Source organism: Halorussus halobius, assembly GCF_004765805.1.
In the GTDB taxonomy this organism is placed as follows: Archaea; Halobacteriota; Halobacteria; order Halobacteriales; family Haladaptataceae; genus Halorussus; species Halorussus halobius.
Map to the genome: position 1 here is coordinate 968,206 of NZ_SBIU01000003.1, position 12,224 is coordinate 980,429.

18 protein-coding genes are annotated in these 12,224 nt (G+C 69.3%); 12 read left to right on the forward strand and 6 right to left on the reverse strand.

Translation table 11 applies throughout. The features are described from left to right. Nucleotides 1-40: 40 nt before the first annotated feature. On the forward strand, nt 41-400 hold the full coding sequence (locus EPL03_RS11550) for a hypothetical protein (protein WP_135829441.1): 360 nt from the start codon (nt 41-43) through the stop codon (nt 398-400). A gap of 492 nt (nt 401-892) precedes the next feature. On the opposite strand, the gene EPL03_RS11555 is transcribed toward EPL03_RS11550, so the two are convergent. Then, nucleotides 893-1,840 (reverse strand): ArsR/SmtB family transcription factor, encoded by a 948-nt coding sequence (locus EPL03_RS11555; RefSeq protein WP_135829442.1) that lies wholly within the window; start codon nt 1,838-1,840, stop codon nt 893-895. Between the two features lie 181 nt (nt 1,841-2,021). On the opposite strand from EPL03_RS11555, the gene EPL03_RS11560 reads away from it, so the two are divergent. The 7 genes from EPL03_RS11560 to EPL03_RS11590 all read left to right on the forward strand — a co-directional run bounded on the left by EPL03_RS11560 (nt 2,022) and on the right by EPL03_RS11590 (nt 6,549). After that, nucleotides 2,022-3,254 carry a translation initiation factor IF-2 subunit gamma gene (locus EPL03_RS11560; RefSeq protein WP_135829443.1) on the forward strand — a complete coding sequence of 411 codons (1,233 nt, stop codon included), beginning with the start codon at nt 2,022-2,024 and terminating at the stop codon, nt 3,252-3,254. Nucleotide 3,255: 1 nt separating this feature from the next. Continuing rightward, the gene (locus EPL03_RS11565) at nt 3,256-3,630 is read left to right on the forward strand and encodes a DUF188 domain-containing protein (RefSeq protein WP_135829444.1); all 375 of its coding nucleotides are present in this window, start codon (nt 3,256-3,258) and stop codon (nt 3,628-3,630) included. A gap of 2 nt (nt 3,631-3,632) precedes the next feature. Beyond that, nucleotides 3,633-4,205: a DNA-directed RNA polymerase gene (locus EPL03_RS11570; protein WP_135829445.1), complete on the forward strand. Its 573-nt coding sequence runs from the start codon at nt 3,633-3,635 to the stop codon at nt 4,203-4,205. Between the two features lie 2 nt (nt 4,206-4,207). Continuing rightward, on the forward strand, nt 4,208-4,405 hold the full coding sequence (gene spt4, locus EPL03_RS11575; RefSeq protein ID WP_135829446.1) for a transcription elongation factor subunit Spt4: 198 nt from the start codon (nt 4,208-4,210) through the stop codon (nt 4,403-4,405). Nucleotides 4,406-4,454: 49 nt separating this feature from the next. Then, complete coding sequence (locus EPL03_RS11580) at nt 4,455-4,973, forward strand: GTP-dependent dephospho-CoA kinase family protein (protein WP_135829580.1); 519 nt, start codon at nt 4,455-4,457, stop codon at nt 4,971-4,973. Nucleotides 4,974-5,034: 61 nt separating this feature from the next. Next, nucleotides 5,035-5,379 (forward strand): DUF5789 family protein, encoded by a 345-nt coding sequence (locus EPL03_RS11585; protein WP_135829447.1) that lies wholly within the window; start codon nt 5,035-5,037, stop codon nt 5,377-5,379. Nucleotides 5,380-5,457: 78 nt separating this feature from the next. Then, entirely contained in the window at nt 5,458-6,549 is a 1,092-nt protein-coding gene (locus tag EPL03_RS11590; RefSeq protein WP_135829448.1) for an NAD(P)/FAD-dependent oxidoreductase, read from the forward strand. A gap of 54 nt (nt 6,550-6,603) precedes the next feature. On the opposite strand, the gene EPL03_RS11595 is transcribed toward EPL03_RS11590, so the two are convergent. Genes EPL03_RS11595 through ddh form a run of 3 tightly spaced genes read right to left on the reverse strand, consistent with a single transcriptional unit; the run spans nt 6,604 to nt 8,407 of the window. Continuing rightward, nucleotides 6,604-7,098, reverse strand: coding sequence for a hypothetical protein (locus EPL03_RS11595; protein WP_135829449.1), 495 nt, complete (start codon nt 7,096-7,098; stop codon nt 6,604-6,606). Between the two features lie 9 nt (nt 7,099-7,107). Continuing rightward, nucleotides 7,108-7,410, reverse strand: a complete 303-nt coding sequence (locus EPL03_RS11600; protein ID WP_135829581.1) for a CopG family ribbon-helix-helix protein — start codon at nt 7,408-7,410, stop codon at nt 7,108-7,110. 58 nt (nt 7,411-7,468) lie between these two features. Further along, entirely contained in the window at nt 7,469-8,407 is a 939-nt protein-coding gene (gene ddh, locus EPL03_RS11605) for a D-2-hydroxyacid dehydrogenase (RefSeq protein ID WP_135829450.1), read from the reverse strand. A 259-nt stretch (nt 8,408-8,666) separates the two neighbouring features. Between ddh and thiD the strand changes: the two genes are divergently transcribed. The 3 genes from thiD (at nt 8,667) to EPL03_RS11620 (ending at nt 10,949) form a co-directional block, all read left to right on the forward strand. After that, nucleotides 8,667-10,088 (forward strand): bifunctional hydroxymethylpyrimidine kinase/phosphomethylpyrimidine kinase, encoded by a 1,422-nt coding sequence (gene thiD, locus EPL03_RS11610; RefSeq protein ID WP_135829451.1) that lies wholly within the window; start codon nt 8,667-8,669, stop codon nt 10,086-10,088. A gap of 91 nt (nt 10,089-10,179) precedes the next feature. After that, nucleotides 10,180-10,668, forward strand: a complete 489-nt coding sequence (locus EPL03_RS11615; RefSeq protein WP_135829452.1) for a hypothetical protein — start codon at nt 10,180-10,182, stop codon at nt 10,666-10,668. After that, nucleotides 10,665-10,949: a hypothetical protein gene (locus EPL03_RS11620; protein ID WP_135829453.1), complete on the forward strand. Its 285-nt coding sequence runs from the start codon at nt 10,665-10,667 to the stop codon at nt 10,947-10,949. The genes EPL03_RS11615 and EPL03_RS11620 overlap by 4 nt, the downstream gene beginning before the upstream one ends. Nucleotides 10,950-10,956: 7 nt before the next feature. On the opposite strand, the gene EPL03_RS11625 is transcribed toward EPL03_RS11620, so the two are convergent. Continuing rightward, nucleotides 10,957-11,307, reverse strand: coding sequence for a four-helix bundle copper-binding protein (locus EPL03_RS11625; protein ID WP_135829454.1), 351 nt, complete (start codon nt 11,305-11,307; stop codon nt 10,957-10,959). A gap of 115 nt (nt 11,308-11,422) precedes the next feature. Between EPL03_RS11625 and EPL03_RS11630 the strand changes: the two genes are divergently transcribed. Further along, nucleotides 11,423-11,620, forward strand: a complete 198-nt coding sequence (locus EPL03_RS11630) for a heavy-metal-associated domain-containing protein (RefSeq protein WP_135829455.1) — start codon at nt 11,423-11,425, stop codon at nt 11,618-11,620. Between the two features lie 14 nt (nt 11,621-11,634). Here the strand turns inward: EPL03_RS11630 and EPL03_RS11635 are convergent, their stop codons facing one another. Continuing rightward, nucleotides 11,635-12,084, reverse strand: a complete 450-nt coding sequence (locus EPL03_RS11635) for a DUF5790 family protein (RefSeq protein ID WP_135829456.1) — start codon at nt 12,082-12,084, stop codon at nt 11,635-11,637. Nucleotides 12,085-12,224: the final 140 nt, after the last annotated feature.

Below are 12,224 nucleotides of genomic sequence, written 5' to 3' on the forward strand. Positions count from 1 at the left end.
CGCCGGAACGACCAAAGCCGTCGCGTGCGTACGACCGGTCATGACGACCCAAAGCGAGGACGCGACCGACCGCCGGACCGAACTCGCGCCCGCCGACCGCGTGGTGGTCTCGTACCCCGAGGACCTAAGCGAGTGGGGCCGATTCCAGGTCGAGAAGGACTCGTTCGCGGCCTACCTCCGCAAGACCAAGACCGACCGCGTTCGGCAGGGCGACGTCTGGGAGGAGTTCGTGGGCGTGGGCTGTTGTGGGAGCGCGCTCGACGTGCCGCTCCGCGTCGAGCGCGTCGAGGGCGGCGAGACCCTCGGCCCCGACACGGCGGTCGCGTTCGAGGTCCGGGAGGCCTGCGGGATGCAGGGCGGGTGGAACGTCCAGAGCGCGAGCGGGCCGAACGAAGTGTAGAGACAACGTTTTCTTCGTCGATTGTCGCGCGTCTCGGACCTCGGCATCTGTCTCGCCTCTCGTATCCTGCGAACCCCGGCGCGCGCTGGCGCGGTACTGTACGGTTGCGGACGCGATGCTGTGCGGTTGCGGACGCGGTGCTGTGCGGTCGCTCATCGGTCGAGGCAGAAGCTAGCTTTGCAGTCTCTCACCGTCCCAGAAGCTAGCTTTGCAGTTCCTCAACGTCTGTCGTGAGAGTATACGAGCTAGCTACTGCTTGAGTCTAGGGGACTACTGCACCGCGACCGCCCCGCACCGCGACCGCACGGCGAGCGCCTCACGCCGCCCCAGCCTCGGCGAGCGCATAAACGCGCTCGCCTCCCTCGCGCGAGGTGGCGCGCCACGGAGGGCGCGCCAGCGCGCGCCGGGCAAGTCGAACCCTCGTCGAGCGACGAACCGAGTCTCATCGAGAAGCGAACCCTCGTCGAGCGACGAGTCGGTTTGGCGTCGATTTCAGTCCGACATCGCTCGCGCCTCCTCCGACGACTCGCAGGTGCGCTCCAGTTCGAGCACGTTCAGGTCGCCGTCGAGGGTGACCGACAGCACCTCGTCGTCGAGCGGAATCTCGACCAGAATCTTCCACGGGTCCGCCGAGAGAACGGTCGTGTACTCGTCGCTGACACACCACGCGAGGTCCCAGTAGGGCTTCGTGCAGAGGTCGACGCCGTGGTCGCGGTGGTAGGTTACGACGTCCGACTGGTCGAGCAGCGACAGGCCCACCGCCGAGTACAGCGAGTGTCGACACTGCTCGCACTCGTGGTCGACCCGGACTTCGAGGCCGAGTCGGTCGTCGTCGTCGCGCGTTATGGTGGTGGTCATCCGGCCGTTGCACTCGGGGCAGACGCCGTCGGCCGCCAGACAGTGGAGGTGGCGCACGCGCTGGTTGAACGCGTCGAGTATCTCCTCGCGCGTGCGGTCGTTCAGCCCGCCCGGCGGGAAGGGGTATCGGCCGTGGCGCTTGGCGCAGTCGGTACACTCGATGGTCAGCATGTCGTCCTCGTAGAACGCCTGCAGGCGGGCACCGCAGTCGGCGCAGGTGCCGTCGACTTCGAACGGTCCCATCTCGGGGTTCTCGTTGAACGACCCCGCCAGGATGGCCCGGACGACCTTCTTGCCCGCGCTCCGGAAGTCGTAGCCCTCGTCGGTCCCGACCACGAACTGGTCGGTCAACTGCTTGAGGTGGTAGTTGAACTGCGCGCTGTCGGTCATTCCCACCTCGCGGCGCAACTCCGAGAAGCTCACCGGCCGCTCGGGAGCCTTCCACAGGGCCTCCAAAATCGACAGCCGGGTCTCGTTGGCGATGACCGAGAACGCCTCGGCCGGGGCCACGCACTCCTCGCAGTCCTGAATCACCGACTCCTCGACCTCGCTCGCGGCGTTCGGGTCCGTCCGTCCGCTCATGTGCGACCCTGCGGTCCCGTTCGGCTAAAGTGTTACCGTGCCGGAATTTTTGTACACTTTCCAACTATTCCGAAGGTCGGGCGTGCCGTGGCACACCACGGCTCGGTCGGCGACGCAGAACAGCAGGTTTATCAGTCGTTCGGGGCGAATCCTTCTACAGGATTACTCTCAGGAGGTAACCGTGACAGGAAACAACGCCCAACCGGAGGTGAACATCGGGCTGGTCGGCCACGTCGACCACGGCAAGACGACGCTCGTACAGGCGCTCAGCGGCGAGTGGACCGACCAGCACTCCGAGGAGATGAAGCGTGGTATCTCCATCCGGCTCGGGTACGCAGACGCCACGTTCCGGGAGTGCCCGGACCGAGACGAACCGGAACGCTACACCGTCGAGGAGACGTGCCCGGACGGCAGCGAGAGCCAGCCGCTTCGGACCGTCTCGTTCGTGGACGCGCCCGGCCACGAGACGCTGATGGCGACGATGCTCTCGGGTGCGGCCATCATGGACGGCGCGGTGCTGGTCGTCTCGGCCAGCGAGCCCGTCCCGCAGGCCCAGACCGAAGAGCACCTGATGGCGCTCGACATCATCGGCATCGACAACATCGTCGTCGCCCAGAACAAGGTCGACCTCGTGGACCGCGAGCAGGCCGAGCGCAACTACGAGCAGATTCAGGAGTTCGTGGAGGGCACCGTCGCCGAAGACGCGCCGGTGGTCCCCATCTCGGCCCAGCAGGAGGTCAACGTCGACCTGCTCATCCAGGCTATCGAGGACGAGATACCGACGCCCGACCGCGACCCCGACGTCGACCCGCGGATGCACGTCGCCCGGAGCTTCGACATCAACCGCCCCGGCACGACGTGGGACGGACTGGTGGGCGGCGTCCTCGGCGGCAGTCTCGTCGAGGGCCGGCTCACCGAGGGCGACGACCTCGAACTCCGCCCCGGTCGGGAGGTCGAGGAGGGCGGCGAGACCCGCTGGGAACCCATCCAGACCGACGTGCGCTCGCTGCAGGCGGGCGGCGAGACGGTCGACGAGGTCACGCCGGGCGGCCTGCTCGGCGTCGGCACGGGACTGGACCCCAGCCTCACGAAGGGCGACGCGCTCGCCGGACAGGTCGCCGGGACGCCCGGGAGCGTCCCGCCGACGTGGGAGCAGTTCACCATGGAGGTCGACCTGCTCGAACGACTCGTCGGGCTCGACGACGAGGACGTCGAGGACATCTCGACCGGCGAGCCGCTGATGCTCACCGTCGGCACCGCCACGACCGTCGGTTCGGTGACCAGCGCCCGCGAGGGCGAGTGCGAGGTCACCCTCAAGCGCCCGGTCTGCGCGCCCGAAGGAGCCAAGATCGCCATCAACCGCCGGGTCGGCGCGCGGTGGCGGCTCATCGGCGTCGGCACCCTCCGGGACTAGGATGGTGACGGTCGCCGTGGACACCAGCGCGCTCATGCTGCCGGTCGAAGCCGACGTGCGGCTGTTCGAGGAACTGGAACGTCTACTCGGCGATTTCGAATGCGTCGCTCCGCGCGCGGTCCGCGACGAACTCGCGAAGCTCTCGGACGGAGCCGGCGAGGAGGCGGTCGCGGCCAGCGTGGGCGCGGACCTGGCCGACCGATGTCGGACGGTCGAACACGACGAATCGTACGCCGACGACGCGCTGGTCGAACTCGCGGACGAGTTCGACTACGTCGTCACGAACGACGGCCCCCTCAGAGGCCGGGTGCTCGACGCGGGCACACCGGTAATTCATATAAGGGGCCGGAACAAACTCGGAATCAGCGAACCTTAGCAATGTACAAACGGGTCAGACTCAAGGATACGGTCGAGGTACCTCCGGAGCACCTCGCGGACGTGACGCCCGCGATGGTGAAGAAGCTCCTCCAGGACAAACTGGAGGGTCGGATGGACGAGGACGTCGGGAGCGTCGTCACCGTCGTAAACGTCCACGACATCGGCGAGGGAGCGGTGCTACCGAACCGGCCGGGCGTCTACTACGAGGCCGAGTTCGACGCGGTCACCTTCGACCCCCAGATGCAGGAGGTCGTCGACGGGGAGGTCGTGGAGGTCGTCAACTTCGGGGCGTTCGTCGGCATCGGGCCGGTCGACGGCCTGCTCCACGTCTCCCAGATTTCGGACGAGTACCTCGCCTACGACGAGGAGGGCCAGATGCTCGCCTCCCGGGAGTCCAACCGGACCCTCGGCACCGGCGACTCGGTCCGGGCGCGCATCGTCACCAAGAGCATCGACGAGCGCAACCCGCGCGAGACCAAGATCGGGCTCACCGCCAAGCAGGTCGGCCTCGGCAAGCTCGGCTGGCTGAAAGAGGAGCGCGAGAAGCGGGAAGCGACCACCGAGAGTGAGTGACGATGGCCGGAGACCGCCTCGCCTGCCGCGAGTGTCACGCCGTGGTCGAGCCCGACGAGGACACCTGTCCCATCTGTGGCTCGACCAGTCTGACCGAGGACTGGGCCGGCTACGTCATCGTCGGCCACCCCGACGAGAGCCAGATCGCCGAGGAGATGGAAGTGAACAAACCGGGCAAGTACGCCCTCAAGGTCCGGTAGGACCCGGAGGACCACTGTGGCCGACATTCTGGTCGAACTCCCCGAGGAGATGCGCGCGGAGCTTGGCGAACCCATGGGACCGATATGTACGGACACCGAGCGCCTGCTGGCCGACGCCGGCGAACCACTCGTCGCGGTCGGCGACGTCGTGACCTACCACGTCGAGCGGGCGGGCGTCGTCCCGGACGTGGCAGTCGTCGACGGCCTGACCGAGCGCGACGCGGTCGACGACGAGGTCGCGTCCAGCGTGGCCCGACTCGGCGAGCGGGCCCGGGAGGTTCGCGTCGAGAACCCGGCCGCGACCCTCAGCCGCGAACTGGTCGAGGCCCTCCGCGAGGCCGTCGCCGACCCCGAACCGACAGTTCTCGTCGTCGACGGCGAGGAGGACCTCGTCACTCTGCCTGCGGTCGTGGCTGCGCCCCTGGGCGCGAGCGTGGTGTACGGCCAACCCGGCGAGGGGATGGTCCACGCCACGGTGACCGAGGAGTCCAAGCGGGAGATGCGCGACCTGCTGGCGCGGATGGACGGCGACCCCGAGACGCTGTTGACTGTTCTCGACGGCGCGTGACTACCGGGAGCGTGGCTCGCGGGCCACACGCCTTATTCGGACTCGCGGCGTAGCCTCGTCCATGAGTGATTCGGGGGACGACGGCGAGATGGGGGACGGCGACACCGACGACCGCGAGATGGGACTCGAACTCGGGAACGTCGTGGACGCGCTCGACGACGAGGACTTCCCCATCGACGCCGAGGAACTGATGGCGGAGTACGGCGACCGCGAGGTCGGCCTCCCGGACGGCGAGGAGCGCCTCGACGAGGTGCTGGCGACCGGCGGCGACGAGCAGTTCGAGTCGGCCGACGAACTCGAACAGACGATACTCAACCGGGTCGGCGGCGAGGCGGTCGGGCGACAGGGCTACACGGACCGCGGGGCCGGCGCGGTCGAGGGCGAGGAGAGCGACGAGTCGTTCTGAGAGCACGCCACGACTCATGCCTCTCTCCCGACCGAGCGTGCCGGAGACGACCGGAGACGGGGAGCGCGAGCGACAGCGATGACGCGCACGCCCGACTACGAGGTCGTCGTGGTGGGCGGCGGTCCCGCCGGGATGACCGTCGCGCTGTACGCCACGCGGCTCGGCCACCGGACCGCGCTCGTCGACCGCGAGGGCGGCCGGTACGAGTCGGTCGCGGCGGTCCACAACCTGCTGGGCGTCTCCGAGGAGACGTCCGGTCGCGAGGTGACCGAACTCGGCATCGAGCAGCTCACGGAGTACGGCGCGGACTACTACGCCGACGACGTGCGGGAGGTCGACCGGGTCGACCCCGGCGAGGCCGACGCGGACGCCGAGAGCGCGGCGGGCGGCCGCGGGTTCCGGATAGTCGGCGACCGCGCGACGCTCCGGGCCGACCGGGTCGTGCTCGCGACCGGCTTCACCGACGTTCCGCCGCAGGTCCGGGGCCTCCGGCGGTTCGTCGGCCGGGGGCTCCACTACTGCGTCCACTGCGACGCCTACGCGCTCGGCGACGAACCCGTGTTCGTCCTCGGCACCGACGACCACGCCGCGCAGGTGGCGTTGCTGTTGCTCAACTTCACCGCCGACGTCGACCTCCTGCTCGACGACGCCGAGCCGGCGTGGAGCGAGTCGGTCGCCGAGCAGGTCGCGGCCCACCCGGTCGACGTGGTCGACGACCGGGTGGACCACGCGTTCGCCGACGACGCCGAGGACGCCTCGAACCCGCCGCTCGGCGGGCTGGAGTTCGGCGACGGCCGCACCCGCGAGTACGCCGGCGGGTTCGCGATCCACGGCCGCGAGTACAACAACGGACTGGCCGCCGACCTCGGCTGCGACCTCGAAGACGACGGCGCGATAGCCGTGGACGAGAACCGCGAGACCAGCGTCGCGGGCGTCTACGCGGTCGGGGACGTGACCCACGGCCAGAACCAGACGCCCGTCGCGCTCGGCGACGGAGCCTACGCCGGCATCGCGCTCCACGAGGACCTCCGGACCTTTCCGGTGGCGGCCGACGAGCTCGACCGGCTCGACGACCTCGACGCGCCAGCGATGGCCGACGACCTCCGGGCGCGGATGCGGCGCGTGCGGGAGGTCGACGACTACGCGGGGATGACGCCGGAGGAGCGCTGACCCGGGAACAGTGCCCGGCCAATTGGTGAACGTTCGTGACGGCGCTGCCCGACGCTACGTTTCCTCGAAGAGGTCCGTGGCTCGTCGATAGATCGGCGAGCCGAGCCAGTCCCGGGTTTCGGCCATCGACTCCACCCGTTCGGTCGCCTCGTGGCGGTCCAAGACGCCGCGTTTGACCAAGGCCTTCAGAACGACGGGCGAGATCGCGACTCGGGCGTCGGTCAGCGCTTGGAGTTCGGGGAGGGCGCGGAGGTCGTCGGTGACGAGGAAGTCCGCGTCCGTCTTGCGTGCCAGCGCAGTACAACTGGCTTCGCCGTCGTCGACGCGTGCCGACTCGACTTGGAGGTGTCCGGTCGCGTGAACCGTCAGAGCCGTCCGGGAGTCGAGGACGTTTCGTGCCGCCCTCCCGTGGCTGTCGTCGTACTCCGCCGTGGCCTCCAGTTCTTCGAGGACGGTCTCGGTGGTGTGAACGTCGAATTCGTCGAGGACGAGTCCGAGCGCGTCGGCCGTGGCGAGCGATATCAGAGCGGCGGTGTCGGAGACGAGCATTCGATTGCGCTACAGGTCGGCGAGGTCGTCCGCGAGGTCGTCGCCCCTATCGAGCAGACGCTTGGACGCCCTGATGGATTCGGCGTCCTGCCGTCCGACGAACTCCTTCAGGACCTCGTAGCCGATTCGGTCGTCGAGGTAGAGTTCCAGGACCGCCTCCTTGAACGTCTCGTCGTCCTCGACCTCCGCCAGGTAGTCGCGGAGCGCCTCGACGATGATCTCGGTCCGGTTCTTGTGCGTGACCTCCGCCGCGACGTCCGCCTTTTCGACGAGGTCGTCGGGAAGTCGGAAGTTGACTCTGGTCGTTCCCACGACAGTCACCTGTACGTACGTTGTGCGTACGCGAGCAAAAGCGTTGGCCTTCCGCGACTCAGACGACCCGGTTCGTCAGCCCCTCGCCCTCCGCGACTCGCCCGACGTTCTCGGTGACCAGCCCCGCGATGTGCCGGACGTAGTCGCGCTCGGCCGCGGCACGGTGGGGCGTCACGACCACGTCGTCGCGGTCCCAGAGCGGCGACTCCTCGGGAAGGGGTTCGGTCTCGAACACGTCGAGGCCCGCCTCCGCTATCTCGTCGCCGCGGAGCGCCGCGAGCAGTTCGTCCTCGACGACCACCGGCCCGCGCGCGACGTTTATCAGCCGAGCGTCCTCGCGCATCGCCGCGAACTCCGCGCGGCCGAACAGCCCCTCGGTCTCGTCGGTCAGCGGGACCGCCAGCGCGACGAACGTCGCGTCCGCGATCGCCTCGTGGAGGTCGTCGGGCGTGTAGACCGCCTCGGTGTGGGGCGTCGACTCGCCCGACCGCCGGACGCCGACGACCTCCATCCCAAGCGCGTCGGCGCGCTCGGCGATGCCCGTCCCCAGGGTGCCCAGACCGACGACGCAGAGCCGCTCGCCCGTCAGCGTGAACGGTTCGTCCCACGGCGGCGCGCGCCACTCCCGGTCTTCCTGGGCGCGGACGTAGGTGTGGAGCCTGCGCGCGAACGACAGCATGAGTCCGACCGCGAACTCGCCGACGCTGTCGTCGTGGATGCCCGTCGAGTTGGTCAGCGCGATTCCGCGCTCCTCGAAGGCGTCGAGCGGGAAGCGGTCGTATCCCGCCCGTATCGAGTGGACCCACTCCAGCCCCGAGTCGAGGAGCGCGTCGGTGTGGGCGAACGTGACCGCCGCGTCGCACGAATCGAGGTCCTCGGACGCGTCGTCGCCGACGACGACGACCTCCGGACCGAGGTCGGCCAGTGCGTTCCGAAGCTCCGCCGTCGGGAAGACGGCGCTCACCGAGTCGTGGACGCCGAGACGTCGTAGTTGCATACCTACGGCTGTGCGGTCTCAGGAATTGAATCTTCGGGTCGGGGCACTGTGGCCCGGAGAACTCGGCGGGTCTCAGCGGACGGTGGCTCGGTGGAAAGGCCTCGTCACAAGGGGCTCGGAGGGGGTAACTGTCGTCATGGCCACCGAGCGTGGGTAGGACGGGTCGAGTGAAAAACGTCACGCAGTGTCCGTGTGAACAATCGTTCGGACAAGTTCGAACGCGGTACTTCTAAGTACCACTCTATTTTACCACCGGGTAATGACCAGCGAGAACGCCACGTCGGCGACCGACCCCCGAACGCCTTCACTGACCGAGAAGCCGGTCGTCCTCACCGTCGCCGGAAGCGATTCGGGCGGCGGCGCGGGCGCACAGGCCGACTTGAAGACCATCGAAGCCCACGACGCGTTCGGGACGAGCGCGCTCACGGCGGTCACGGCCCAGCACACGCGGGGCGTCGAGTCGACCCACGTCCTCCCCGCCGAGGAGGTCGCCGCGCAGGTCGACGCCGTGACCGGCGATTTCGACGTGCGCGCGGCCAAGACCGGGATGCTCGCGACCGGCGATATCGTCCGGACCGTGGCCGACCGCGCCGCGAGCGCCGAGTTCCCGGTCGTCGTCGACCCCGTGATGGTCGCGGCCTCGGGCGACCGCCTGCTCGACCGCGACGCCGAGGCGGCCTACGAGGAACTGGTCGCGCAGGCCGCGCTGGTCACGCCCAACGCCGACGAGACCGCGGCGTTGACCGGCGTAGAAGTCCGGGACCGCGAGTCGGCGAGGGAGGCAGGCGAGCGCCTGGTAGCGACGGGCGCGGACGCCGCGCTCGTCAAAGGCGGGCACGTCGAGGGCGGGGAAACCGGCCGCCGCGGGACGGTTCGTGACGTGCTGGTGACCTCCGAGGGAACGCGGACCTTCGAACACCCGCGCGTCGACGCCGACGCGACCCACGGTTCGGGGTGTGCGCTCTCGGCCGCCATCGCGGCCCGCCTCGCTCGCGGCGAGGACCTCGAGTCGGCGGTCGAGTCGGGCGTCGACTTCGTCCAGCGGGCGATTCGCTACCCGCTCGACGTCGGCGAGGGGCCGGGGTCGGTCCACCACGCGGTCGAGGCTCGAAATCGCGCGGCGCGCGAGCCGACCGCCGAAGCCGTCCGGAGCGTGGTCCGGGAGTTGGTCGCGGCGGACGTCTCGCCTCTCGTGCCGGAGGTCGGGATGAACGTGGTCGGCGCGACGCCCTACGCCGAGTCGGTCGGCGAGACCGCGGCCGTGGAAGGACGCATCACCCGCACTCGCGCCGGCGTGAAACCCAACCGGGGCGTGCGCCTGGGCGCGTCGAGCCACGTCGCGCGCTTCCTGCTTTCCTGCCGGGAGTTCGACCCCGACCTGCGCTTTGCGGTCAACTGCCGGTTCGATTCGGACGTCGAGCGCGCGCTCGACGAACTGGCGGCGGACGGCTGGACCGTCGCGGAGTACGACCGCGCCGCCGAGCCCGACGACGTGAAGACCGTCGAGGGCTCGACGATGCAGTGGGGCGCGCGGCGGGCGTTCGAGTCGGTCGAGGCGACGCCCGCGGCGGTGGCCGACCGGGGCGAGGTCGGGAAGGAGGCGATGACGAAGGTGGTGGCCAGCGACGCCGAGGAGCTGACCGAGCGGGTCTCGGCGTTGCTGGCGGCCGCGTCGCGATAGGTCCAGCGTCCCCGGGTAGGTTGAACGGGCGGTTCTCAGAACCGGAAACCGGAGGTGAAGGTTTAACCCCCATAACCGGGAAACGACGGGTATGACCGCAGTCGACGGAACGGACGCGACCAACGGGCAAACCGGCGTCGAGGCGCTCGCGGACCGGTTGGTGACCGAGATGGACGACCTCGACTACCTTCGCGGCGTCGGCTACTACTCCCCGGAGGGCTGTGACACCGTCTACCTCCGCAGCGACGTCCGGCACGGACCCGACGACCACTCGCGCGCGCTCGAGGACGCGGTCCTCGAATCCATCGGCGCGCAGACCCTGGAGGACTACTTCGACGACGACCTGACCGGGACGATACGCTCGTTCGAGACCAAGGTCGTCATCTACTCCTGTGCGGCCACCCACCGGGGCGTCGTCGCGTCGTTCGACCGCGAGCCCGGCGTCGACTACGTCGGCCTGCTGTCGACGCTCGAACGCCTCACCGACGCCGGCCTCCCCGCCGGCCGCGAAGCGCCGTCCGCCGGAGACGCCGCCTCGGACGGGGAGTCGTACGAGCGCGGCGCGAACCGACGAGCGTGACCGACCCGGACGACCCCCGCGAGCTCGTCGCGGACCTCCACGCACACCTCGAAGCCACCGCCCATCTTCCGGTCGAGGAGTCCGCGAGCCGGTGGCTCGGCGAGGCCGAGGCGGTCTGCGAGGACGCGGCGGGGCCCGACGTTCCGGAGTCGGTCGTCGGGAAACGCGTCGAGCAGGTCCGGATGCTGCTCTCGAACGTCGAGACGACCGGCGACGACGCCGCGGACGAGCACGTCGACGCGGCGCGCGAACTCGTCGCCGAACTCGAATCGCGGCTGTAGGGAGAGCTTACGCGGCCTGCCGCATCATCTGTCGACACGACTCCGCACAGTCTTCGAGCACGTCGGCACAGACCCGACAGTGGTCGTGGTCGTGACGCGAACACTCCTCGGCGCACTCCTCGCAGGCACCGGCGCAGGCCTCCGCGAGTTCGGCGCTGTAGCTGGAGTTTCGCGCCATGAACCGGGCGTGTTCGGTGGTCAGGTCCGCCACGTCCCGGCAGAGCCGAATGCACCGTGACATGTCCGCGTCCTCGTCGAGACACTCGTCGGCGCACCACTCGCACGCTTGCATCGCTTCGAGGCAGTTGTCCAGGCACTCCTCGGCGGTGTCGCTCAGGTCGAGTTCCTGTAGCGCCATGGCCTCGGTGCCACACTAGCGACGGGGAAACCGGTTGTGGCCCGTTCCCCGACCGCAGTCCCCGGGAGGGCTCGAAGGGAAAAGTCCGAAGGCGCTCGGGACCCAACCGTCGCCCATGGCACGAACAATCACCGTCGAAGGGATGAGCTGTGGCGGCTGCGAGGAGAACGTCGAGACCGCGCTGCGTGAGTTGCCGGGCGTCAGCGACGCCGAAGCGGACAACGAGTCCGACAGCGTGACCGTCGAGGGCGACGCCAGCGACGAGGAACTCGCGGCGGCGGTCGAGGACGCGGGCTACGCGCCGAAGGTGTGAGCGGCGACCGATACTTACTCGGCGGCTTCCGCCTCGTCGGCCTCAGCGCGTTCGTCTTCGCCGGCGTCAGCGTCGTCCGCGAGGTCCTCTAGCGCGTTCTTGAGACCGGGGACCGTGCTGGCGAGGTCGCCGACCTGCTCCTCGGCGGCTGCCACGTCCGCGATGGCCTCCTCGACGCGCTCGATGCGGGCCTCGAGGTCGGCGGCGTCCTCGAAGGCGTCGGCGCGTTCGCCCATCGTGTACCACTTCTTGGCGTCCCGGAGCGCGTCCTCGGCCTCGCCCGCGTCGAGCGCCGACCGGAGCGCGTTGAGCGCGCCGAGGGTGTTGTCGGCGTCGACGTTCCAGACTGCGTCGGCGTCCGGGAGCGCGGCGGTCGCCTCGTCGAGGCTGGCCTCCACGTCCTCGCGGACCTCGCTGGCGGCCTCGCCGAACAGTTCGTCCTCGTCGAGTGTCGTCTGGCTCATGGGTCACCGTTCGGCTCGACGCCTTTTAAAATCACGCCCGAAACCGGAAGTGAAATCCGGTCACTCGACCGGGACGACTCGGGCCGAACCGAAAGCGACGACCCGAAGCGGTCGCGCCGCCGCCGCGTCGGGGCCGCATC

Bases quoted from the DNA above. Each gene is read 5' to 3' on its own strand.
- EPL03_RS11550 (WP_135829441.1), top strand. From the start codon at position 41: ATGACGACCCAAAGCGAGGACGCGACCGACCGCCGGACCGAACTCGCG.
- EPL03_RS11555 (WP_135829442.1), bottom strand. From the start codon at position 1,840: ATGAGCGGACGGACGGACCCGAACGCCGCGAGCGAGGTCGAGGAGTCG.
- EPL03_RS11565 (WP_135829444.1), top strand. From the start codon at position 3,256: ATGGTGACGGTCGCCGTGGACACCAGCGCGCTCATGCTGCCGGTCGAA.
- EPL03_RS11570 (WP_135829445.1), top strand. From the start codon at position 3,633: ATGTACAAACGGGTCAGACTCAAGGATACGGTCGAGGTACCTCCGGAG.
- spt4 (WP_135829446.1), top strand. From the start codon at position 4,208: ATGGCCGGAGACCGCCTCGCCTGCCGCGAGTGTCACGCCGTGGTCGAG.
- EPL03_RS11580 (WP_135829580.1), top strand. From the start codon at position 4,455: ATGCGCGCGGAGCTTGGCGAACCCATGGGACCGATATGTACGGACACC.
- EPL03_RS11585 (WP_135829447.1), top strand. From the start codon at position 5,035: ATGAGTGATTCGGGGGACGACGGCGAGATGGGGGACGGCGACACCGAC.
- EPL03_RS11590 (WP_135829448.1), top strand. From the start codon at position 5,458: ATGACGCGCACGCCCGACTACGAGGTCGTCGTGGTGGGCGGCGGTCCC.
- EPL03_RS11595 (WP_135829449.1), bottom strand. From the start codon at position 7,098: ATGCTCGTCTCCGACACCGCCGCTCTGATATCGCTCGCCACGGCCGAC.
- ddh (WP_135829450.1), bottom strand. From the start codon at position 8,407: ATGCAACTACGACGTCTCGGCGTCCACGACTCGGTGAGCGCCGTCTTC.
- thiD (WP_135829451.1), top strand. From the start codon at position 8,667: ATGACCAGCGAGAACGCCACGTCGGCGACCGACCCCCGAACGCCTTCA.
- EPL03_RS11615 (WP_135829452.1), top strand. From the start codon at position 10,180: ATGACCGCAGTCGACGGAACGGACGCGACCAACGGGCAAACCGGCGTC.
- EPL03_RS11625 (WP_135829454.1), bottom strand. From the start codon at position 11,307: ATGGCGCTACAGGAACTCGACCTGAGCGACACCGCCGAGGAGTGCCTG.
- EPL03_RS11630 (WP_135829455.1), top strand. From the start codon at position 11,423: ATGGCACGAACAATCACCGTCGAAGGGATGAGCTGTGGCGGCTGCGAG.
- EPL03_RS11635 (WP_135829456.1), bottom strand. From the start codon at position 12,084: ATGAGCCAGACGACACTCGACGAGGACGAACTGTTCGGCGAGGCCGCC.